This is a genomic window from Rhizobium sp. P1_E6 (genome assembly GCF_056405875.1).
Window position 1 is genome coordinate 28069 of record NZ_JBFUBG010000035.1, and the last position, 20613, is coordinate 48681.

The 20613-nt window shown below is 60.1% G+C and carries 20 protein-coding genes; 10 read left to right on the forward strand and 10 right to left on the reverse strand.

Annotated elements, in window-relative coordinates; all coding sequences use genetic code 11:
• Positions 1-211: 211 nt before the first annotated feature.
• The gene (locus AC1D35_RS18205; RefSeq protein WP_477939358.1) at positions 212-568 is read right to left on the reverse strand and encodes a hypothetical protein; all 357 of its coding nucleotides are present in this window, start codon (positions 566-568) and stop codon (positions 212-214) included.
• A gap of 1214 nt (positions 569-1782) precedes the next feature.
• On the opposite strand from AC1D35_RS18205, the gene serA reads away from it, so the two are divergent.
• The gene (gene serA, locus AC1D35_RS18210) at positions 1783-3021 is read left to right on the forward strand and encodes a phosphoglycerate dehydrogenase (RefSeq protein ID WP_477939360.1); all 1239 of its coding nucleotides are present in this window, start codon (positions 1783-1785) and stop codon (positions 3019-3021) included.
• A gap of 610 nt (positions 3022-3631) precedes the next feature.
• Here serA and AC1D35_RS18215 read toward each other — a convergent pair.
• Positions 3632-3898, reverse strand: a complete 267-nt coding sequence (locus tag AC1D35_RS18215; protein WP_477939362.1) for a hypothetical protein — start codon at positions 3896-3898, stop codon at positions 3632-3634.
• 369 nt (positions 3899-4267) lie between these two features.
• Between AC1D35_RS18215 and AC1D35_RS18220 the strand changes: the two genes are divergently transcribed.
• Positions 4268-5326, forward strand: coding sequence for a LysR family transcriptional regulator (locus tag AC1D35_RS18220; protein ID WP_113334926.1), 1059 nt, complete (start codon positions 4268-4270; stop codon positions 5324-5326).
• On the opposite strand, the gene AC1D35_RS18225 is transcribed toward AC1D35_RS18220, so the two are convergent.
• Together AC1D35_RS18225 and AC1D35_RS18230 are read right to left on the reverse strand one after the other, a co-directional pair.
• Positions 5292-5513, reverse strand: a complete 222-nt coding sequence (locus tag AC1D35_RS18225) for a hypothetical protein (protein ID WP_477939364.1) — start codon at positions 5511-5513, stop codon at positions 5292-5294. The two genes, AC1D35_RS18220 and AC1D35_RS18225, sit on opposite strands and share 35 nt — an antisense overlap.
• A gap of 2 nt (positions 5514-5515) precedes the next feature.
• Positions 5516-6067 carry a hypothetical protein gene (locus tag AC1D35_RS18230; RefSeq protein WP_115039001.1) on the reverse strand — a complete coding sequence of 184 codons (552 nt, stop codon included), beginning with the start codon at positions 6065-6067 and terminating at the stop codon, positions 5516-5518.
• An 86-nt stretch (positions 6068-6153) separates the two neighbouring features.
• Here AC1D35_RS18230 and AC1D35_RS18235 point away from each other — a divergent pair, with 86 nt between their 5' ends.
• Both AC1D35_RS18235 and AC1D35_RS18240 read left to right on the forward strand, forming a co-directional pair.
• Positions 6154-6354 carry a hypothetical protein gene (locus AC1D35_RS18235; RefSeq protein WP_477854373.1) on the forward strand — a complete coding sequence of 67 codons (201 nt, stop codon included), beginning with the start codon at positions 6154-6156 and terminating at the stop codon, positions 6352-6354.
• Positions 6323-6757: a helix-turn-helix domain-containing protein gene (locus tag AC1D35_RS18240; protein ID WP_477854372.1), complete on the forward strand. Its 435-nt coding sequence runs from the start codon at positions 6323-6325 to the stop codon at positions 6755-6757. Before AC1D35_RS18235 ends, AC1D35_RS18240 begins: the two co-directional genes overlap by 32 nt.
• A gap of 228 nt (positions 6758-6985) precedes the next feature.
• Here AC1D35_RS18240 and AC1D35_RS18245 read toward each other — a convergent pair whose 3' ends face one another.
• The 6 genes from AC1D35_RS18245 to AC1D35_RS18270 all read right to left on the reverse strand — a co-directional run bounded on the left by AC1D35_RS18245 (position 6986) and on the right by AC1D35_RS18270 (position 13337).
• Positions 6986-7927, reverse strand: a complete 942-nt coding sequence (locus tag AC1D35_RS18245) for a dihydrodipicolinate synthase family protein (protein WP_477939367.1) — start codon at positions 7925-7927, stop codon at positions 6986-6988.
• 158 nt (positions 7928-8085) lie between these two features.
• The gene (locus AC1D35_RS18250) at positions 8086-8790 is read right to left on the reverse strand and encodes a GntR family transcriptional regulator (RefSeq protein ID WP_477854370.1); all 705 of its coding nucleotides are present in this window, start codon (positions 8788-8790) and stop codon (positions 8086-8088) included.
• 136 nt (positions 8791-8926) lie between these two features.
• Complete coding sequence (locus AC1D35_RS18255) at positions 8927-9700, reverse strand: FadR/GntR family transcriptional regulator (RefSeq protein WP_477854369.1); 774 nt, start codon at positions 9698-9700, stop codon at positions 8927-8929.
• Positions 9701-9805: 105 nt separating this feature from the next.
• Positions 9806-10762: an L-arabinose ABC transporter permease AraH gene (araH, locus tag AC1D35_RS18260; protein ID WP_477854368.1), complete on the reverse strand. Its 957-nt coding sequence runs from the start codon at positions 10760-10762 to the stop codon at positions 9806-9808.
• A 16-nt stretch (positions 10763-10778) separates the two neighbouring features.
• The gene (gene araG / locus AC1D35_RS18265) at positions 10779-12284 is read right to left on the reverse strand and encodes an L-arabinose ABC transporter ATP-binding protein AraG (RefSeq protein WP_477939370.1); all 1506 of its coding nucleotides are present in this window, start codon (positions 12282-12284) and stop codon (positions 10779-10781) included.
• A 69-nt stretch (positions 12285-12353) separates the two neighbouring features.
• On the reverse strand, positions 12354-13337 hold the full coding sequence (locus AC1D35_RS18270; protein ID WP_477939372.1) for an arabinose ABC transporter substrate-binding protein: 984 nt from the start codon (positions 13335-13337) through the stop codon (positions 12354-12356).
• A 385-nt stretch (positions 13338-13722) separates the two neighbouring features.
• Here AC1D35_RS18270 and AC1D35_RS18275 point away from each other — a divergent pair, with 385 nt between their 5' ends.
• From AC1D35_RS18275 to AC1D35_RS18300, 6 genes are all read left to right on the forward strand, one after another.
• Positions 13723-14499 carry an SDR family oxidoreductase gene (locus AC1D35_RS18275; RefSeq protein WP_477939374.1) on the forward strand — a complete coding sequence of 259 codons (777 nt, stop codon included), beginning with the start codon at positions 13723-13725 and terminating at the stop codon, positions 14497-14499.
• 142 nt (positions 14500-14641) lie between these two features.
• Positions 14642-15628, forward strand: coding sequence for a BMP family protein (locus tag AC1D35_RS18280; RefSeq protein WP_477939376.1), 987 nt, complete (start codon positions 14642-14644; stop codon positions 15626-15628).
• 12 nt (positions 15629-15640) lie between these two features.
• Positions 15641-17089 (forward strand): amidase, encoded by a 1449-nt coding sequence (locus tag AC1D35_RS18285; protein ID WP_477939378.1) that lies wholly within the window; start codon positions 15641-15643, stop codon positions 17087-17089.
• Positions 17089-18615, forward strand: coding sequence for an ABC transporter ATP-binding protein (locus AC1D35_RS18290; protein ID WP_477939396.1), 1527 nt, complete (start codon positions 17089-17091; stop codon positions 18613-18615). The genes AC1D35_RS18285 and AC1D35_RS18290 overlap by 1 nt, the downstream gene beginning before the upstream one ends.
• Positions 18605-19654 carry an ABC transporter permease gene (locus AC1D35_RS18295; RefSeq protein WP_477939380.1) on the forward strand — a complete coding sequence of 350 codons (1050 nt, stop codon included), beginning with the start codon at positions 18605-18607 and terminating at the stop codon, positions 19652-19654. Before AC1D35_RS18290 ends, AC1D35_RS18295 begins: the two co-directional genes overlap by 11 nt.
• Positions 19651-20595 (forward strand): ABC transporter permease, encoded by a 945-nt coding sequence (locus AC1D35_RS18300; protein WP_477939382.1) that lies wholly within the window; start codon positions 19651-19653, stop codon positions 20593-20595. Before AC1D35_RS18295 ends, AC1D35_RS18300 begins: the two co-directional genes overlap by 4 nt.
• Positions 20596-20613: the final 18 nt, after the last annotated feature.

The window sequence follows — 20613 nt, forward strand, 5'->3', positions numbered from 1 at the left end:
TTTTATCTCACCCAAATTCCCAAGGGCACGAGCACGCAGTTGTGCCCCCATGGAAAGCGAACTGACGAGTTGGGCCAATTCTGGCAGCCGGGCAGACCGGAACATTGTCCAAGATACCTGAATAACCATTCTCCGGTATCGGTAGAGATTTCAGCTGCCCGGCTGGTCCTGCAGCATGGAGTGACGATCATTGTCCATGCTGTGAGGCGTCTTAGCGTACGAAGAAGGTAACGCTGCCGTCGGCGGCCTGTTCGGCGTCGACGATATTGTCGACTTTTACATCATCCTGATTCAGCTTGCGAACAAGGTCCTTGTTTTCGCTGATCGAGGCTCGGATCGCACGCAACTGGTTGTCCGTGCGGCCCGTTGCGGAGAGACCGCGGGTCTCATGTTCCGGATCGTTGTCCCAGTTTCCGACGTAACGAAGATTGAAGTCGGAATTGAAGGCACGAAGGGTCTGGGCAATTTCGGGGGCTGTGTTCATCGCGATGCTTTCGGCACGGCTGACGCCGGCCAGAGCCAGAGATGCAAAGGCTGCAACAAAGGCAATCTTGATTCTGCTGTTCATCTTAATTCTCCTTAGGGTTGATCTACCTCAATCATGGTCGGCAATTGATGGTGGGGAGACCATCAACTACCGGCCATCTTAGGCAACGGTCAGACGATCGCCCGAAAACGGCAGTTCGAAAATCAGACCCCTGTTCAGGCTTCTTCAGACCTATGTTTAGGTGGAATTCCAACATTTGCCATGACTGTGACAAACTTGGGTTGCACGCGGCGAGTGATGATCAGCGAAAGCAAGAAGCGGACAAAGAAGGTTTGCTAAGGATAATGCTGAGGTACCCGCCGATTCAGACGGTTCTGTACCGGGAAGCTGGTTGCAATCATTGATACAAGTATAGTTCACCAGCCCTGTCTCGATCGAGTAGAACCTGCGGTCATCAAAGGTGGAATCCACAGCGATGTATCCGGGAACCTGCGCCTGCCCGTACAGCACGGATCGCCCTGGGCGGTCGTGCGGCCGCCGCAGTGGTGAGAGCAAAGACGGCGGATATGCGCCACTTTGTTACCCGCAGGATATATCGGCGGGCATGATTGCAAATTTCAGGATGCAGGCGAACCGATAGGCGGTGGCATTGGCGCGTAGCCTCACCGAACGTCATTTGCCAGGATCCGGATCAGGCGCTCACGCGCCGTCTCCTGAATGCGTTCTCTGCAGGTGAAGAGTAACGTCCGCTGACACGATCGGCGCTCCAAACGGGCAAGCTGCAGTGCAGGCGCACTTCCGATCCGAAGGATCGTCAAAGGAAGAGGAAGCATATCGGAGCTTTCAGCATAACGGCGCACGGACACGCGCGCGAAAGCGGGATGCGCGTCACACGCGGGCGTGAGGAAGGGCAGCCGCAGGAGCGTCAGCGTCAGTGGTCCAAAGGAGACGCGGGACCGACAGCCCCACGACCGAGTGTTCCGCAGGCGGGGCGGACTCGCGATAGTCCGAACCCTCGTAGCGAACGACCGGCCGCCCCCTCCCCTCACCTGCCCGGCCGCAAGCACCGGCTCTGGCGGCAACGCGTTGAAGGGCGGGAGCAAGCCGCTTGCAGACGTCGCGGGGTTGGCGAGCGCAATTCGGGATCAGTCGCCGAGGCGCCGTTCAGTGGAAGCAGAGAATATTGGGATTTGTGCTTGCACTGGTTGTCGTATGGTCGCAAAGCCATCTTGTAACGCGCCGCAAGGCCGCAAACGACATCGACTTGTTTAAATTCGGAAAACGAAAGTCTCTCTATGCCTCTCCAGCTTTCCCTGCCCCGTGACCGAATTTCCGTGCTTCTGCTTGAAGGCATCAGCCAGAGCGCCGTGGACTATTTTTCGTCTTGCGGATACGCCAACCTCGTGCATCTGCCGAAAGCGCTTGATGACAGGGATCTCAAGAGCCATATCGCCGATGCGCACATCATCGGCATTCGTTCCCGAACGCAGCTGACAGAAGAGATTTTCGAATCTGCCAAGAAGCTGATTGCCGTCGGCTGTTTTTCCGTCGGCACGAACCAGGTCGATCTGGAAGCGGCACGCCGCCGCGGGATTCCGGTGTTTAACGCGCCTTATTCGAACACGCGCTCGGTGGCCGAACTTGTGATCGGCGAGATCATCATGCTGACGCGGCAGATCTTCCCACGCTCGGCGTCTGCACATCAGGGCGGATGGGAGAAATCTGCTGTCGGCAGCCGCGAAGTCCGCGGAAAAACCCTCGGCATCGTCGGCTACGGCAATATCGGCTCGCAGCTGAGTGCTCTTGCGGAAAGCATGGGCATGTTGGTGCGTTATTTCGATCTCTCCGATAGGCTGCGCCGCGGCAATTCGGAATCGATGGCTTCGCTTGGCGAGCTTCTCGAAATCTCGGATTATGTGACGATGCACGTTCCGGAAACGCCATCGACGCACAATATGATCACCGAAACCGAACTGCGCCGTATGAAGAAAGGCGCCATATTCATCAACAATTCCCGCGGGACAGTTGTCGATCTCGACGCGCTTGCGATAGTCTTGAGAGAGGGCCATCTGGCAGGTGCTGCGGTCGATGTTTTTCCCAAGGAGCCGGCATCGAACAGTGAGCGTTTCGAGACGCCGCTGCAGGGCTTGAGCAATGTCATTCTGACACCGCATATCGGCGGCTCGACAGAAGAGGCCCAGGAGCGCATCGGCGGAGAAGTCTCCAGAAAGCTGGTCGAATATTCCGACATCGGCTCAACGATGGGCGCCGTCAACTTTCCGCAGGTCCAGTTGCCTGAACGGCCGAACGGTACGCGGTTTATCCATGTTCATGAAAACCGCCCCGGCATGCTCATCCAGCTGAACGAGATCTTCGCGTCACGTGGGCTGAATATCGTCGCCGAATTCCTACAGACCCATGGCGACACGGGTTATGTGGTCATCGAAGTCGAGGATGTGTCCCTTGCTGCCGACGAAATCAGTCAGGCACTACGCGAGATCCCGGGAACGATCAGAACGCGTTTACTCTACTGACGCACCAAGCAATGGTACATCGCCATTGAGACCTCCAGAATGCAACACGCAACGTCCGCATTGCGCGGTGGGTTCAACTGATCGCTGCAACACACTCTGCAAACCTTTCCGCGGGCGTCGTTTTGGGCGCGTTTCGCCCGAATTCGATGGACAGCTTGTAGCTGATCACCTTTGCCGATCCTTCGTGGCGAGCAGGTCCGGACGCGCTGACCGCGGATGTCGTCCCAATTTTATCCGTCGAGGCGATGATTGGTAGATGCCTTGCTACGCGAAGCCCTATTTTCCAGCATTTGCGCCTCAGAAGGGCGCTGGCGCGCATTCGGCGCTTGGGATAACAAGAGCCCCTGTAGGGCCATCAATCGTGCTCCGCAGACTCGCATTTCATTCATAAAACACGCATGCAAATGGCCCTTTTCTCACCCATCCTTATCCGTAAACGCCATCAAATGGTCCGAAAAATCGATGGCTAAGCAGCGAAGGTCTATCCCCTTCCCCTCGCCAAAAACCGATTGGCTACGCTGCTTTTCGACCGACGAATCCTCGGAATAACCTAGGGATGGATCATCGGGTGCACCATCAGACCTTCCATTTCGGTTCGGCCATGCCCATTTCAATTTGAAACGGCATGGATATGCGTCTGATGGGCGATTTGCCGCTTCTCGCGGATGAGATTGAGGAAGGCGCGCTCATCCAGGTTTTCGGCATCAAGCCCGTCCCAGTCGAGCGCCGTCTGCATCAGCGCCATATCCATCAGGCGCGCGAGATCCGTGAGCTGCAATGATGAAGCACTGTCTCTTGCTGCTGAAATGAGGCGGAAGAGCCGCAGGAATCCCACTGGCTCATTGCTGTCAATCACATCAGGAATCGCGTCGGCCATCGCCTTAATTTGCCTCCAAGCTTGGCAAAGGTTCGAGATCGAGCAGGCCCGCCTGCATCGCTCCCGAAACGGAATATTGAATCGGATCTCGCCCGAGCCAAAACGCTAACACACCCCAAGAGTTGCGTAAATAACTCAATTTCCTGGATTTAAATCTAAAAATTTMTGCTATTTCCTTAACTTAATTGACCTCTCGAGACGAGATAGAACACCTCTACGGTAGTATTACAGGCTATTCTGTGATCAAAATCGGCGTTTGCGAGCGTTAAACTGCGACTTCTCAGCGCCGATAAGCTGCCATTCTTCAGCAATTGCCCGTAATCCCCGATCAAGTATATTGTTGCGCCTCCACTAATACGCGAGGCGGTCGTGAACAAACCCTTCCCTCCTCTTCCGTTCGGCAGCGAACGCGCCGATCTGGATAAATCCCCACTTGAGATCAGGGGCCTGCTTTCGCAGCCGATCTGGCGTGAGCTCAGAACCTTTCTGGCGGTCGCCAAAAGCCCCTCCTTTGCTCAGGCCGCGGAACTGCTCGGCACCAGTGCGCCGACCGTCAGCCGCGATGTGAAGCGACTCCAGGACCAGATCGGCTCGCAACTCGTTATCTCGACCTTTTCCGGCGTCACGCTCACGGAAACGGGCCGCAAGCTCGCCATCCAGGTTGCAGAGCTCGATTTCCAGCTGTTTGCCCTTTCCAACGACCTGAAGGATGAGATGGACGCCGTCACCGGGCGGGTCGCCGTCAGCGTGACCTCCGGCCTTGCCGTCGCCATCGTCGCTCCTGCGGTGCCCCGGCTGAACGACAGCTATCCGCGCCTCAATCTCGACATCCGGGAACAGGTGTCGCTCGTCAATTTCGAGAAGAACCAGGCCGACCTGATGATCTCGCTGTCTCCGATCTCAAGAGCGGATGTCGATTGCGTCGAGATCGGCACTCTTCATCTCATTCCGGTTGCCAGCCGTGACTATCTGAAGAAATCCGGCGTTCCGCAGCGGCAATTCGTTTCCCAGCATGTCTATGTGCAGTGCAACTACTATGCCTCAGAACGCGAAATCTGGGACGGCTGGCGCGGCCTTGTCGAAGCCGGCCACCAGACCCACAACTGCGAGAACTCGCTCGCCTACTACGCCCTCGTTCGTAACGGCGCCGGCGTCGGGCTGCTCGGCAACTATGTCCTGGCCGATCCCGAGCTGGTGCCGCTTGAGCTTGGGGTTCATGTCGCCCTGCCGATCTATCTGATTTCTGTTGCCAATCGCCGGCAATCGAGACCGGTTGCCGCCGTCTATGACTGGATCGTCGATATTTTCAGGACTAACCCGTCATTCGGTACGGGATTGACCTTCCCGTCGGGGCGGCACGAGCAAGAAGAAAGCCTCCGCAAGATGCTTGAAACTATCGCCCCTCCGCCGCCTTCACAATTTGGCTGAGTTCTTCCGAGATCGAAAGATAGGCATTCGCGACATCCTCGAGGAAGCCGGCGAGCTCGATCGGCTGGACCGTCGGATCATTGACGAGACGACGCACCATTTCGGTGTGCAGTCTCGTGCGGGTCAGGATTTCCTCCTGCAGCGCCGCCGTTACGGATCTGTCACCCTTATTCCTCAAACCTGCCATGATCATGCCGTCTCAAACGAACTCGGCGCGTCCCACTGACCTTCGATGCGCAACAGCAATGCACTGCTGCTTTCCATGGTAATCGGGTCAGACGAGGCGGGGATTGTGCCGACCACCGTCAGATAAGGCTCCGGATGGCCGGCGATCTCCACAGGAGGGCTGTCGACGATCTCCAGGTCGAACAAAATGGTCCACAAGCGCGCGAGGCGTTGCTCGGCCTGGGTCAGAACCTTCGTGTAGCCCTTGCGCGCCACGTGATCGAAAGTCATCTGAATGCAACGCTTAACCGTAAAAGGGTGTCGGTACTTTTCGCGGAAGCAGGTTCGTTCATACTTGGCAAAGTCGGCAAACCAGCGGATGCGAAGAGAACCAACCGGCTCTTCGCCATCATAAAAGACGAAATGCGTGGCCTGGTGATCATTGCCATCGAAGATGAAGGAGGGCGAGATACCGTGCTCATGGACAAAGCAGATGCTTCTGAGGATCATCGCATCCCGGACATGGTCCGGGGTCGTTGCCACTTGGCATCGAAGATTGGGATATTTGTTCACCATCGGTCGGCCTCGTTGTCTGTGCAACCCACTTCAACTCCAGAACGTCTGCGAAGCGAAGGACGAAGATTTCAGGGGGGATTTCAAAAATGACGGGCCTTGCCAATCCGATGGCAACCATCATCGCTCTCTGCGCCGAAGGCGCGCGCCGGTTTGGCGACGACCCACGGGCCATTACCAGCTTCGTTGAAAATGAAATCGCCCGTCTGTCGGAGACAGAACAGCGGCAGCTCAAAGAACAACTGACGTTATTGACCGATGGAGGTGGATCTCAAAAGCCGATCATGTAAAGACAACTCCCAACAGTTTGCATTTGCGGAAGTATTCTTAAGGATAGGCATGAAAGATCAGGAACTGAATTTGGCAATCGGCCAAAGACTACGCTCCGTGCGCGCCGCGCGCGGCGTCACCCAAAGCGAACTGGCCGCGCATATCGGCGTCGCGTTTCAGCAGATTCAGAAATACGAGAATGGCACAAACCGCCTCTCCGTCGCCGTCATGCTGCGGTTGTGCAGCTTCATGAAGGTGGATGCCAGCTGGTTCGTCAACGGCGTCGAAACTGCGGCGGGGGCTGGTGCCGAGGACGAGGCAGCCTATCTTGCCAAGAAAATCGGGCGCATCTCCGATGAGACGATCCGGCGCAACCTGACGATGCTGATCCACTCCCTGGCCGTCGCCGATGGAGCGAACTGACGCGTCAAACAGCCGAACCAACGGCGATCCGCCTGGCTTCGGCTCAGCGCTGACTGACCTGATAAGGCGAAAGTCAGTCGCGCAAAATGCGCAGCGGATTTGCGATAACGACATGCGGAAAACAAAGGCTTGAAGCGGGGCAAAGCGAACTTGAAAGATCGCGCCAGTATTTAGGCCTTCTGAGCGGCCTCGCAGGCAAGCTGCGAGGCCTAACGGTCATGGAGAACCTCAGGCAGCGTTCGGATAACGCGCGGCATACCAGGTCCTGAACAGGCGGTACTGGTTTTCGAGGTGGCGGCGCTGCGAACCGCTAAGCTTGTCGGTCTCGTTGAAATGCAGCGAGTATTCCTTCTCGCCGTTCAGCACCATCAGATACTTGTAGTGCAAAACGAGGTCCGGGCCTTCGTCATAGGTCGACAGAACCGTCAGCGCTTCTTCGAGTTCGCGTGCGGCGCCGCGGGCAGCCGCATCACCCTTGGCGGCCTTTTCGCAGAGCGAGACGAGATGCAGGACTTCCTTCGGCAGCGCATTGCCGATGCCGGTGATGGCACCGCCTGCACCGCAATTGACGAAACCATGATAGACACCGGTATCGACTCCAACCATCAGCGTCAGCGCATCATCGCCCGACGTGATGTTTTCGGCAGCGTAGGTCATATCGTTCTTGCCGCCGAATTCCTTGAAGCCGACGAGGTTGGCAAAGCGCGAACGCAGATCGAAGAACAGGTCAGCGCGGGTCGCAAAGCCATAATAGGGGCTGTTGTAGATGACAGCCGGGAGATCCCTTGCAGCTTCGAGGATCGCCGAGAAATGATCCCGCTGGGCCGAAGCCGACGRGCCGCGCGACAGGACGCGTGGGATGACCATCAGGCCCTTGGCGCCGACGGCAGCAGCATGGGCGGCATGGGCAACGGCCGACTTTGTGTTGACGGCGCCGGTACCGACGATGACGGGAACGCCCGCTTCGACGAGGCGCTTGACGCCTTCCTGGCGCTGCTCGTCCGTCAAAAGCGGCCAGTCGCCCATCGAACCGCAATAGACGACGGCGGACATGCCGAGGTCGATCAGCTCCTTGCCTTTACGGGCAAGCGCATCGAAGTCAGGGGTACGATCATCCTTGCACRGCGTCATGAGCGCCGGGATGCAGCCTTGGAATACGGAACCAGTCATCGCCAATCTCTCTTTATTTGGAAAAATCCCCGAACGGCGGGGTTGATGAGCCATTTACCACCCTGCCGACTTCTTGTCGACAAGAAAAATACAGGCGACGACTTTCCTTCGATGCCAAGCAAAGCACCGCTGCGATAGTGCGAGCCTGTATGAGGCTGCTAGAGCGCCAACCTGGCGTTCTGGCGAGAGTCGGCGGTAATGTAGGAGCGGATTTGGCCGACGATCTGATCAGCGTGGGCAGATGCCAGGCTATCAGCGAGTGCCACGTCACGATTGATGATCGCCTGGATCATCTCTTCATGCTCGCCGACATATTGCCGTGGCAGCACATCGTTGAAGGAAGAATAGTACAGCCTCAGAATGCGGCGGCCTTCATCGAGAAGGCGGGTGAAAAGTTCGACGTAATAGCGGTTCCGGCCGGCCTGGGCGATCGCGATATGAAAATCTCGGTTGGTCGAAATCATGCCGAGCACATCGCGGTTGGTGACGGCAACCTCGAAGGCTTTCTGCTGAACGCGGATGACGGCGATATCGCCTTCAGCATGATTGGCAGCCGCAAGCCGCGTCGTGACCCGATACATCAGCGTCAACGCATCGAAAAATTCGGGCAGACCGAGGAAATCGATGTTCGAGACAATCGTCGCCCGGTTGGTAAGCGTCGTGATCAGCCCTTCGGCGGCGAGCCGTACGAGCGCTTCGCGGATCGGCGTCCGCGACAACGCAAACCGATCGGACAATTGCTGCTCATCGATCGGGCTGCCCGGCGGCAGCTTCAGCTCGATGATCTCATTTCTAAGCGTCTCGTAGACCGTCGATACGCCAGAGCCGCGCCGATGCGTCTGCAGTTTTTCGCTCTCGTCCACGCGTCCATTGTCCTTCAAGCAGCCGAGTCTACATCTCGTTACTAGCGAATCCGCAAAAGGACTTCAAACTGAATATACTTTCTGTCGGCAGACGGAATTTTGAGTCTTGCTTCTTGCGGCGAGACAATCGCGGGGCCTACTCCTGCTTTCCCGGCTTGCCGACACGCAGAGCGTCACTCAATTCCATCCGGGCCGTGCCGATCAGCTGCTCCATCGCAAAGCGCGCCGCGTCGGGGCGGCGCATGCGGATGGCGTCGAGTACATCCTGATGCCGGGCGATCGCATAGTCGTGGCTCTGGCTTGCCCGGTTGGTCAGGCGGAAGCTTGCCAGCAACGCAGCCCGGATCGCTGTGGCGAACTGGCGGAAGACCCAGTTGCCGCTGGCATTGATGATGGCGGTGTGGAATTCGAGATCCGCCTGGCTCCAGGCCTCGTTGTCGCGGGCGTTGGCAGCCACCATGTCCTCGAAGGCTTCGGCGATCTGGGCGAGCTGTTTGGCAGTGGCGTTCGCCGCCGCCTGTGCGGCAGCTGCCGGCTCCAGCAGCTGGCGGGCATCGAGGAGCGAATCGTAGAAACCGCGGTCGTCGCTGAATTCGAGCGTCGCATCAAGAACCATCGGATCGAGATAATTCCAGTTCTCACGCGGCAGCACACTGGTGCCGGCGCGCGTGCGGGAGCGGATCATGCCGAGCGCCGACAGATATTGCATGGCCTCCCGAAGACTGGTGCGGCTGACACCATAGACTTCGGAAAGCTCCGCTTCGTTCGGAAGCAGCGAGCCTTCGGCAATGTCGCCGGATACGATCTGTCCGACGAGCTTCTTCAACAGCTCCTCGCGCACGGTGCGCCGCCCCTGTTCGGGCTTCGCCACCGCGCTTCCTGTTCGCAGAAGTCCCGATCGAGTGCTCATAACGTCTCCCGTTCCACTGGCCTTGCTGTCACCATGAGCAGCGCCATGCTTTCTCATCAATGGACAACCGCGGGCTCAGCGAGCTTCTCCCAAGAAAACTGATCGTCACGCGCGACTGCCGCGCCCGGCCGCCGACGAGCGCATATTGTCGAGCAGGACGGCGATCAGAAGAATAAGACCGCGCACCACATATTGATAGAAGGCCTGGATGTTGAGCAGGTTCATGACGTTTTCGGCAATGCCCATGATGAGCACGCCGACGATCACGCCGGTCATCGCAGCACGCCCGCCGGCAAGCGACACGCCGCCGAGCACGCAGGCCGAGATGACTGAGAGCTCCAGGCCGGTCGCCGCATTCGGCTGGCCAGACGTGATGCGCGAGGCAAGCAGAATGCCGGCGATGGCGCAGACGAGGCCCTGCAGCGCGAAGATCCAGATGCGCATGGTGACGACGTTGACGCCGGCAAGACGCGAGGCCTCCGGATTGCCGCCGATTGCCAGCGTATTCTTGCCGAAGACGGTGCGGTTCAGCACGAAGCCGAAGACGATGAAGAGCAGCAGCATGATCCAGATCGGCGTCGGCACCGTCAGAAAGCGCGACAGCGCCAGCTGATAGAAGGCCGGATCATTGATGCCGACGGCGCGGCCATCCGAGGCGATCAGCGCCAGGCCGCGGACGATCTGCATCGTCGCGAGCGTGGTGATCAGCGCGTTGATGCGGAAGCGGGCGATGACCACGCCGTTGACGGCGCCGACGAGGGCGCCGCAGACGAGAGCCGCGAGCAGGCCGAGGGGAATGGAGCCGGTCGAATTCGACACCATGACGGCGATCATGCCCGAGAAGGCAACGGTCGAGCCGACGGAAAGGTCGAAGTCGCGCGAGGCGAGGCAGAACATCATCGTGCAGGCGACGATGCCGATTGTCACCACGGACTGTAAGAGACCCAGCATGTTGCGTTCAGTCAGGAAGCTCGGCACGGTCAGCGAGACGATCACGAAGGCGATCGCGAAGATCACCACCAGACCCTGTTCGCCAAGAAGGATTTTTTTCAACGCGTTCATGAATGCTGTTCCTGAATTAGATTGTGCCGGCGGCGTTCTTGTCGGGCAGCGCCGCGGTCAGAATGCTGCGTTCGTCGAAATCGGCGCGCGCCACATCGGCAGCGACGCGTCCCTGGCACATGATCATGATGCGATCGGAAATGCCCATGACCTCGGGAAGCTCACTGGAGATGACGACGATCGCCATGCCGCCCGCCGCCAGCTCATAGAGGATTTCATAGATCTCCGACTTGGCGCCGACATCGATACCGCGCGTCGGCTCGTCGATGACCAGCACCTTGACGCCCTGCTCCGACAGCCAGCGGCCGAGAATGACCTTCTGCTGGTTGCCGCCGGAGAGATTGATGATGTCCTGCTTGCGCGAGGGCGTGCGCACCCTGAGCTTGGCGATGAACTGATCGGCGACGGCGGCTTCCTTCTTCGGGTTCAGCACGCCGAAGGGCGAGAAATGCCGGCGCGAGGAGATTGCGATATTCTCCTCGATCGACCGGCCCTGGATGATGCCGTCGAGCTTGCGGTCCTCGGGGCAGAGCACCATGCCGGCATTAATCGCCGCCTTCGGATTATTGGGAGAAACGGCAACGCCGTCGATCGCAACAGTGCCTCGATGGCGGTGGTCGGCGCCGTAGAGCAGCCGCGCCATCTCGCTTCGCCCGGCACCGATCAGGCCGAAGAAGCCGAGGATTTCGCCCCTGCGGACGGAGAAGCTGATTGGATTGCGCAGCCTGGACCCGGAGAGGGTCTTGACCTCAAGGCGCATGTCGCCGAGTGGCCGCTCGCGCCAGCCCCAGATATTGCTGATCTCGCGCCCGACCATTTCGGCGATGATCTGTTCGCGCGTCGTCTCGGCGACCTTGGGATGATGAGCGGCAAGTTTGCCGTCGCGCAACACCGTCAGGCTGTCGCAGAGACGGAAGATCTCGTCGAGGCGATGGGAGACGTAAAGAATGACCGTGCCTTTTGCCTTCAACCTGCCGATCAGCGAGAAGAGGATTTCGCTTTCGCGCGAGGACAAGGACGAGGTCGGCTCGTCGAGCGCGATGACCCGGGCGTCGAGCATGACGGCCTTGGCGATCTCCACCATCTGACGGGCGCCGATCGACAGCGCGGACACTTTTACCGAGGGATCGACGTCGATACCAATCTCGTCAAGCTTGGCGCGAACGGTCTCGATCAGCGTCTTGCCGTTGATGACGCCAGCCTTGCCGGGAAAGCGCCCGAGCCAGAGGTTTTCGGCAACGGTCAGTTCCGGAACGAGCTGCAGCTCCTGATGGATGACGATGACGCCGGCATGGAATGCATCGCGGACAGAGCTGTATTTCTGCTCGACGCCGTCGATGAGAATGCTGCCTTCATCGGCTGACTGATCGCCAGAGAGCACGCGGATCAGGGTGGATTTGCCGGCGCCGTTTTCTCCCATCAGCCCGTGCACGGCGCCCTTTTCGACGCCGAAGGAGACGTTCGACAGCGCCTGGACGCCCGGATAGCCCTTGGAAATGGTCTTGAATTCGAGGAAAGCCATCATCGCTCCGTCGAGAATGAACCCGGCGGCCTCAAATGCCGCCGGGATGAAGTCATCATGGGAGGATGATTATTCGATGCCGAGGTCCTTGCGAACCTTTTCATAGTCGCCGCGCAGCGCCAGCGAACCCGACGTCAGCGTCACCTTTGCCGGCTCCTTGCCGTTGGCGATCCAGTCATACATGTTGAGCGCGGTTTCATAACCGTGACGCTTTGGCGAGATGATGACGGTGCCGAAAAAGCCGGTCGCAGAAGGCTTCTTGAACTCGTTGATTGCCGATTCCGCACCGCCGATGCCCACGCCGATCATGTTGTCGGCGGGAATCCCGACCGATTCCGAGGCGCGCACGGCACCGAGCACGGCTTCGTCGTTGAGGCCAAAGGCAATCCAGTTTTTCACGTCGGCGTGCTTGTTGAGAACGGTCGTGGCGGCGTTGAGCGCTGCTTCCGTATCGGTCTTTGCCTGCGGTGCGTCATAGATGTTTTCGGCCGGGAAACCGGCAGCCTTCAGCACCGAGATCGCGCCTTCGACGCGGTCCACAGCAGTCGGCAGCTGGTCGTAGGAGACGCGGATCGCGCCGACAGTCTTCAGATCCCAGCCGCGCTTCTTGATTTCGTCGATAATTGCCTGGCCGACGCCCTCGCCGATCTTCGTGGCGGAAATACCCATGTGCGGCACGTCTTCCAGCGGCYTGCCTTCGGCGTCGACCAGACGGTCGTCGACCGTCATCAGCTTCAGCTGGTTGGCAGCGGCCTTGGCGACGATGCCGGGACCGAGCTTGACGTCAGGCGTGCAGATGATGAAGCCCTGAGCGCCCTGCGCCCCGAGATTATCGATCGCCGACTGGACCTTCTCGCCGTCTTCGGCGCCGATCTTGACGACGGTGAAACCCTTTTCCTTGGCGGCCTGGTCGGCGAACTTCCATTCGTCCTGGAACCACGGCTCTTCCGGCTGCTTGACGATGAAACCGATCTTGACATCCTCCGCCAAGACGGAGCCGGCAGCCAGAACGGCAAAGGCGCCAGCGAGGATGGCTGCTTTGAAGAAGCGCATAATCTCTCTCCCTAAAATCTCKATCTGCCGCTCACTCGGCAGCAGTCATTGAATAAAAAGAAACATCATACCAGTCAAGATTTGTGTATGATTATTTATGTGTTTCAGTGGGTGAAAAGTCTAGTGAATTCACGCCGGCGCGGATTAACGCGACGGAATCAGCGAAACCAGAACCCAGACGCCGCCGGGATTGGCAAAATAAATCCTATATATATTGACATTCAATCGACCGATAATAGGGTGCCGCCACAGTCCGGATCAGCTTCGATCCGTGGGAAGGTATTGCTTCATGGCCATCACCGATTTGCAGGACGGTGCACTTTTGGCCCATGTTTCTAGGCCATATCCCGATCACAAGAGAACGAGCATAAAGAGGAGCCAGACGATGCCAAACCGCCTTTCCGGAAAACGGGTCTTCATCACCGGGGCAGCGCAAGGGATCGGACAGGCGATCGCCGAAGCTTTTGCGGCCGAGGATGCCCGCCTCTTCCTCGTCGACCGCGATGAGAAGCTACTCGAAGAGACAGCCACTGCACTCGCATCGAAGGGCACGCAACTTGGCTATCAGGCGGCCGACATCACCAATGCACCGGTTATAAAGGCGGCCGTTGCAAAGGCGGAAGAGCAGATCGGCAGCATCAATGCTCTCGTCAACAATGCCGGCGTCAACGTTTTTGCCGAACCCTTGCAGACGACAGACGAAGACTGGCAGCGCTGCTTCGACATCAATCTCAAGGGCGCCTGGCACTGCTGCCGTTCGGTTCTGCCTCAGATGATTTCAGGAGGCGGCGGGGTGATCCTCAACATTGCCTCGACGCACGCCTTCACCATCATTCCCCACACCTTCCCCTACCCGCTCGCCAAACATGCGCTGCTCGGCATGACCAAGTCTCTCGGCATCGAATATGCGCCGCAAAACGTGCGGGTGAATGCGATTGCGCCCGGCTACGTCTCGACCCAGAAGGTCATCGATTACTGGAACAGCTTCCCCGATCCGGAAAAGGCCAAGGCCGAAACGATGAAGCTGCATCCGGGCGGGCGGATCGCCACGCCGCAGGAAATCGCCATGGCCGCGGTCTTCATGATCTCTGACGAGTGCACCTTCATGAATGCCACCTGCCTGACGATCGACGGTGGCTTGAGCGTCATGCAGCATCAATAACAGCGGGTCTTTTCTCCTCTCTCCAGGGCTTCAGAGTGCGGGCGCTCACAGCCATTGTCTAGTTTTTGCGCAGCAGCATTACTTGACACAATTTTGGGCGATCCATAGAGTTTTATCCATCTGGTAAAAAAGAGGGGAACTCATGAAAAATCAGATCACTATCTCCCGTCGTACGGTGCTCGCCTCCGGCATGGCACTCGGCGCGACCGCCTTTGCACCCAGGCTCTGGGCGCAGGAAAAACTGAAAGTTGCCGGCATTCATGCCTCGCCGGTGGAAAATGCCTGGAATTCCTGTCTGCACAAAGCGCTGCAGGATGCTGCTTCCGAAGGCGTGATCGACTATGTCTTCTCCGAAGGCGTCTCGGGCACCGACTATCCGCGCGCCATGCGCGAATATGCCGAGCAGGGCTCCGCTCTGATCGTCGGCGAAGCCTATGCCGTCGAGCGTGAAGCCCGACAGGTTGCCGCCGACTATCCGAAAACCGCTTTCATGCTGGGTTCGAGCGGCGAAGCATCAGGCGACAATTTCGGCGTCTTCGGCACCTGGAACCATGACGGCGCCTACCTCGCCGGCATGCTGGCCGGCAAGATGACGAAGTCAGGCATCGTCGGCTCGGTCGGCGCGCTGCCGATCCCTGAGGTCAATATGCTGATGAATGCCTTTGCGGCCGGCGTGAAGGAAGTCCGCCCGGATGCAAAGCATCTGGTCGCCTTCATCGGCACCTTCTTCGATCCGCCGAAGGCGCGCGAAGCGGGCCTCGCCCAGATCGATGCCGGCGCCGACATCCTGTTCGGCGAACGTATCGGCACGGCGGATGCCGCCAAGGAGCGCGGCATCAAGTCCGTTGGCTCGCTGATCGACTATACGCCGCGATATCCGGACACCGTCTTTGCCAACGCCATCTGGGGCTTCCGCCCGATCCTCAATGCCGCGATCGCCGATGTGAAGGCCGGCAAGCCGACCGGCAACAACTACACGCGCTTCGGCCTGATGAAGGAAGGCGGCAGCGATATCGTCTACGTCAAGGGCGTCGCACCCGCAGAAGCCGAAGCGGCGATGGAGGCCAAGCGCGCCGCCATCAAGTCCGGCGCCTTCGAAGTGCCCATCATGCCCGAGGAGCCGAAATAAGCCGGCAGCCGCATGAACGGGACTGATGCAAGCAAGGGCTCGATACCGGGCGGCGACGCGATAGTGCTCGCCGCCCGGATCAGGACCGGTGCACTTGGTTGTGCCGAGGCGATGAAGCAGGCGATTTCAGCCGCCAGGGCCAACGCGGCGCTTGGTGCCCTCTGTCATCTCGACGAAGCGCTGGGCATGGCGAATGCCACAGCGCTCGACCACGAATTCAACGACAATCCCGAGGCTTTTTCCATCCGGCGCTTTGCCGGCGTGCCGACGCTCGCCAAGGATCTCGGCGGCCCGTTCAAGGGGCTGGCCGTTCGTGCCGGCTCGCGGCTCTTCGACGGGACGCTCGACGCATCGGCTGATTCTGATCTGGCGGCGCGCTTCCGGCAGGCCGGTTTCAGCCTGTTCGGCCTCACCACCAGTCCGGAAGTGGGCCTCTCGCTTGCGAGCGAGCCGGCCCGGGGGCCGGTCTGCCGCAATCCGCTCGATCCCTCCCGCACGGCGGGCGGATCTTCCGGCGGTGCGGCTGCCACCGTCGCAGCCGGTATCGTCGCGATTGCCCATGCAACGGATGCCGGCGGCTCGATCCGCGTGCCGGCTGCCTGTTGCGGGCTCGTCGGCCTGAAAGCCAGCCGCGGCGCTATTCCCGGAGGGCCGGGCTTCGGCAATCATCTCGGCGGCATCGCCAGCGAGTTGGCCATCTGCCGTTCCGTACGGGATGCCGGTGCGATCTTCGACGTCCTGCGCGGAAAATCCGCCGGTCCCTATGCGGAACCGGCTCTCGACAAAAGCGAAAAGACCTGCCTGCGCATCGGCCTATTGACAGAGACCGGCAGCGATTTCCCGACCGACGCGTCACGGCAGGAAGCCATCGAAGCCGCAGCCCGCAGCCTCGAGGAAGACGGGCATGAGATCATCACCGTCGACTGGCAGCGGCTTGCGGCGAGCGTTACTGCCAGTGCCGCCATTTTTTCAGATATCATTTCGATCAATCTGGCATGGCTCGTCGAAAGCCTGCATCTCGACATTTCGAAGGCAGAGCCGCTGACGGCCGCCTTTGCGGCGCGTGGGAAAGCGCTTGCGCCAACCGCGCTCTGGCAGAGCCTCAGCGCCATGCCGCATGTCAGCCATGACCTCTGGCGGCTGTTTGACGGCATCGACTGCCTGCTCACACCGATGCTGGCGACAGCACCGCCGCCGATCGGCTTCTTTCCGACCGATCATTCGGACACGGCGTTGCATCTGAACCGCATGGGGCGCTTTGCGCCGCTCGCCTGCCTTGCCAATATATCCGGCTTTCCGGCGCTGACCCTGCCCTACGGACACGATGCAGACGGAATGCCGCTTCCCCTTCAACTACTGGCGCCAATGGGCGGGGAACCGATGTTGCTTGCGCTTGCCTCGCGGCTGGAAGCGGAGCAACGTTGGATCCATCCCCATGCCATTGCGGGACTTGCCCCATGATAACAGCTCCCGTGCTTCAGCTTGCCGGCATCAGTAAGCGCTTTGGCGCCATCCAGGCCAATGAGGATATTTCGCTAAGCCTCGCCAAGGGCGAAGTGCTGGCGCTGCTCGGCGAAAACGGCGCCGGCAAGACGACATTGATGAGCATCCTCTTCGGCCACTATGTGCCGGATACCGGAACGATCCAGATCGAGGGCACCGAACTGCCGGCCGGCCGGCCGCGAGCGGCGATCCGCGCCGGCATCGGCATGGTGCACCAGCATTTCTCCCTGGCGCCGAACCTGACGGTGCTCGAAAACGTCATGACGGGAACGGAAAAGCTATGGTCCTGGAAGTCTGAGAAAACCGCTGGCCGCGCCAAGCTTCTCTCCATCGCCACCCGCTTCGGCCTCGACGTCAATCCCGATGCCAGGCTCGGCGATCTCTCGGTCGGCGAACAGCAGCGCGTCGAGATCCTCAAGGCGCTTTATAACGACGCCCGTATCCTGATCCTCGACGAGCCGACGGCGGTGCTCACCAATATCGAGGCGGAACGCCTCTTCCGGACGCTTCGGGAAATGGCCCGGCAGGGACTGTCGCTGATCTTTATCTCGCACAAGCTGGACGAGGTGATCGGCGCAGCTGACCGCGTCGTCGTGCTGCGCGGCGGAAAGGTCGTCGCCGAACGGCTGACTGGCGAGACCAGCAAGTCCGAACTTGCCGAACTCATGGTCGGTAGGCGGGTGACACGCCCGGTGCGCGAAGCGTCAACGCCAGGTACCGTCGTCTTCGAAGCCGCCGGCGTCACTGTTTACGACGGCGGCCAGGAGCGGCTGACGGATATCAGCTTGCGGCTCCATGCCGGCGAAACGCTCGGCATTATCGGCGTCTCCGGCAATGGCCAGGCGACGCTCAGCCATCTCGTCAGCGGACTTGCCGGCTGGAGCAACGGCGAGATCCTGCTGTTCGGACAGCCGGTCGCCGAGATCGGCGTCGAAAGGCTCATTGCTGCCGGCATCGGCCGTATCCCCGAAGATCGCAACAAGGAAGGCGCGATCGGCGAACTCGCCGTCTGGGAAAATGCCGTGCTGGAGCGCATTGCCGCCCCGCGCTTTTCGCGTCACGGGCTGGTCGACCGCAAGGCCGGCATGGTCTTCGCCCAGGAGATCATCGCGGAATTCGATATCCGCGGCGGCGGACCGGCGACACGCACGCGACTGCTGTCGGGCGGCAACATGCAGAAGCTGATCCTTGGCCGCAACCTGCATGACAGGCCGAAGATCCTGATTGCGGCGCAGCCGACACGCGGGCTCGACGAGGGCGCCGTCGCCGCCATCCACGCGAGGATATTGCAGGCACGCAAGGAGGGTACCGCCGTGCTTCTGATTTCGGAGGATCTGGACGAGGTGATCGGCCTTGCCGATCGTATCCAGGCCATCGTCAAAGGGCGTCTGTCGCCGCCGATCGATGCCGAGACTGCCGATCCCAGAAAACTTGGCCTGATGATGTCAGGCGAATGGACGTCCGAGGCCCAGAATGCGTCTTGAACGCCGCGATCACCGCCCGCTCTATCTGGTCGTGGGGGCACCTGTTGCTGCCGTCATTGCAGCGCTTGCTATTGCCGGTATCCTGATCGCGCTTGCCGGCGCGCCCGTGTTCGAAGCCTATTGGCGCATCCTCACCGGCGCCTTCGGCACGCGGCTTTCGGCGACGGAGACGCTGACGCGGGCAACGCCGCTGATGCTGACCGGCCTTGCGGCAGCCGTTGCCTTCCGCGCCCGGCTCTGGAATATCGGTGCCGAGGGCCAGTTCTATCTCGGCGCCATTACGGTTGCCGCACTCGGCTCCAAACTTCTGGCGGGGCTGCCTGCTGCCCTTCTCATCCCCACCCTGCTGATAGCGGGCGCCATCGCCGGCATGGTGCTGATCCTCGTACCGCTCTGGCTCCGGCTGCGCTTTTCCGTCGATGAGGTGGTGACCAGCCTGCTTTTGAATTTCGTCGCCCTGCTCTTCGTTTCCATGCTGATCGACGGCGTGTTGAAGGATCCGCTCGCCTTCGGCTGGCCGCAATCCACGCCGGTCAGCGATCATGCGCTGCTGCCGAAGCTGGTAGCGCGCTCGCGTCTGCATGTCGGCTTCATCATCGCCATCGTCATCGCGCTTGCCATGCATCTCCTGCAGTCGCGCACGGTCTTCGGCCTGCGCTCGCGCGCAGCCGGCCTCAATCCAGCCGGCGCCGTCTTTGCCGGCGTGCCGCTCGGCATGACGCTGGTGAAAGTTGCCTGCCTTTCCGGTGGGCTCGCCGGTCTTGCCGGTGCAATCGAGGTGATGGGCGTAAAGGGCTATGTGACGACCGATCTGTCGCCCGGCTTCGGCTATTCCGGCATCATCGTTGCCATGCTCGCCAATTTGCATCCGATCGGCGTGATCTTCGCCGCCCTCTTCACCGCTACGATGTTCGTCGGCGCCGACGGAATGAGCCGGGCACTCGGCATACCGACCTATATCGCCGACGTGACGGTGGCCGTCTCGCTGCTCACCATGCTTATTGCCCTGTTCTTCACCCAATACAGGATCCGCAGATGATGGCTCTCATCGACATTGTCTCATCCGCGGGCCTCTGGGCCGCCGTGCTGCGCATCGCGACCCCGCTGATCTTCGGCACGCTCGGCGCGCTGCTCTGCGAAAGGGCGGGCGTGCTCAATCTCGGCATCGAAGGCATCATGACCTTCGGGGCAATGATCGGCTGGCTTGCGGTCTTCCACGGCGCCGATCTCTGGACCGGCCTTCTGGTTGCGGCGCTTGCCGGCGCGGTCTTCGGGCTGCTGCATGCGCTTTTGACCGTGACGCTCGGCTTGTCACAACATGTCACCGGCCTCGGCATCACGCTCTTTGCCTCCAGCCTCAGTTATTTCATCTTCCGCCTGGTCGTGCCGCTTGCCGGCACGCCACCGACGATCGTGCCCTTCCAGCCGCTCGACATCCCGCTTCTCTCCGGCCTGCCCTTCCTCGGCTCGGCCCTCTTTGCACAGACGGCGCCGACTTATCTGGCGATCTTCCTGGCGCTTGCGATGGGCTATCTGATCTTTCGAACCCCACTTGGCCTGACGATCCGCATGACCGGCGAAAATCCGCATGCGGCTGAGGCCCAGGGTATCGACCCGATCAGGATCCGCTATGGCGCGATCATTGCCGGAAGCGCGCTGATGGCCGTCGGCGGCGCCTTCCTGACGCTCGCAGCCTTCAACAGCTTCTTCCCGACCATGGTCCAGGGACGCGGCTGGATTTCCATCGCGCTCGTCGTCTTCGCCTCCTGGCGGCCGGGTCGGGCGCTCTTCGGCGCTCTGCTCTTTGCCTTCTTCGATGCCTTTCAGCTGAGACTGCAGACGGTGCTGGGAGGGGTCGTGCCCTATCAGCTTTTCCTGATGACGCCCTATCTCCTGTCGATTGCAGCCCTTGCCGTGATGGCGCGGCGTGCCCGCGTACCGCAGGCGCTCATGCAGCCCTATCGCCGCGGCGAGCGCTGATCGCCATGTCCAGAAACC

Excerpts from the sequence above, each read along its gene's own strand:
- AC1D35_RS18205 (WP_477939358.1), bottom strand. The coding sequence starts at position 568 with ATGAACAGCAGAATCAAGATTGCCTTTGTTGCAGCCTTTGCATCTCTG.
- serA (WP_477939360.1), top strand. The coding sequence starts at position 1,783 with ATGCCTCTCCAGCTTTCCCTGCCCCGTGACCGAATTTCCGTGCTTCTG.
- AC1D35_RS18215 (WP_477939362.1), bottom strand. The coding sequence starts at position 3,898 with ATGGCCGACGCGATTCCTGATGTGATTGACAGCAATGAGCCAGTGGGA.
- AC1D35_RS18225 (WP_477939364.1), bottom strand. The coding sequence starts at position 5,513 with ATGGCAGGTTTGAGGAATAAGGGTGACAGATCCGTAACGGCGGCGCTG.
- AC1D35_RS18230 (WP_115039001.1), bottom strand. The coding sequence starts at position 6,067 with ATGGTGAACAAATATCCCAATCTTCGATGCCAAGTGGCAACGACCCCG.
- AC1D35_RS18235 (WP_477854373.1), top strand. The coding sequence starts at position 6,154 with ATGACGGGCCTTGCCAATCCGATGGCAACCATCATCGCTCTCTGCGCC.
- AC1D35_RS18240 (WP_477854372.1), top strand. The coding sequence starts at position 6,323 with ATGGAGGTGGATCTCAAAAGCCGATCATGTAAAGACAACTCCCAACAG.
- AC1D35_RS18255 (WP_477854369.1), bottom strand. The coding sequence starts at position 9,700 with ATGAGCACTCGATCGGGACTTCTGCGAACAGGAAGCGCGGTGGCGAAG.
- araH (WP_477854368.1), bottom strand. The coding sequence starts at position 10,762 with ATGAACGCGTTGAAAAAAATCCTTCTTGGCGAACAGGGTCTGGTGGTG.
- araG (WP_477939370.1), bottom strand. The coding sequence starts at position 12,284 with ATGGCTTTCCTCGAATTCAAGACCATTTCCAAGGGCTATCCGGGCGTC.
- AC1D35_RS18275 (WP_477939374.1), top strand. The coding sequence starts at position 13,723 with ATGCCAAACCGCCTTTCCGGAAAACGGGTCTTCATCACCGGGGCAGCG.
- AC1D35_RS18280 (WP_477939376.1), top strand. The coding sequence starts at position 14,642 with ATGAAAAATCAGATCACTATCTCCCGTCGTACGGTGCTCGCCTCCGGC.
- AC1D35_RS18285 (WP_477939378.1), top strand. The coding sequence starts at position 15,641 with ATGAACGGGACTGATGCAAGCAAGGGCTCGATACCGGGCGGCGACGCG.
- AC1D35_RS18295 (WP_477939380.1), top strand. The coding sequence starts at position 18,605 with ATGCGTCTTGAACGCCGCGATCACCGCCCGCTCTATCTGGTCGTGGGG.
- AC1D35_RS18300 (WP_477939382.1), top strand. The coding sequence starts at position 19,651 with ATGATGGCTCTCATCGACATTGTCTCATCCGCGGGCCTCTGGGCCGCC.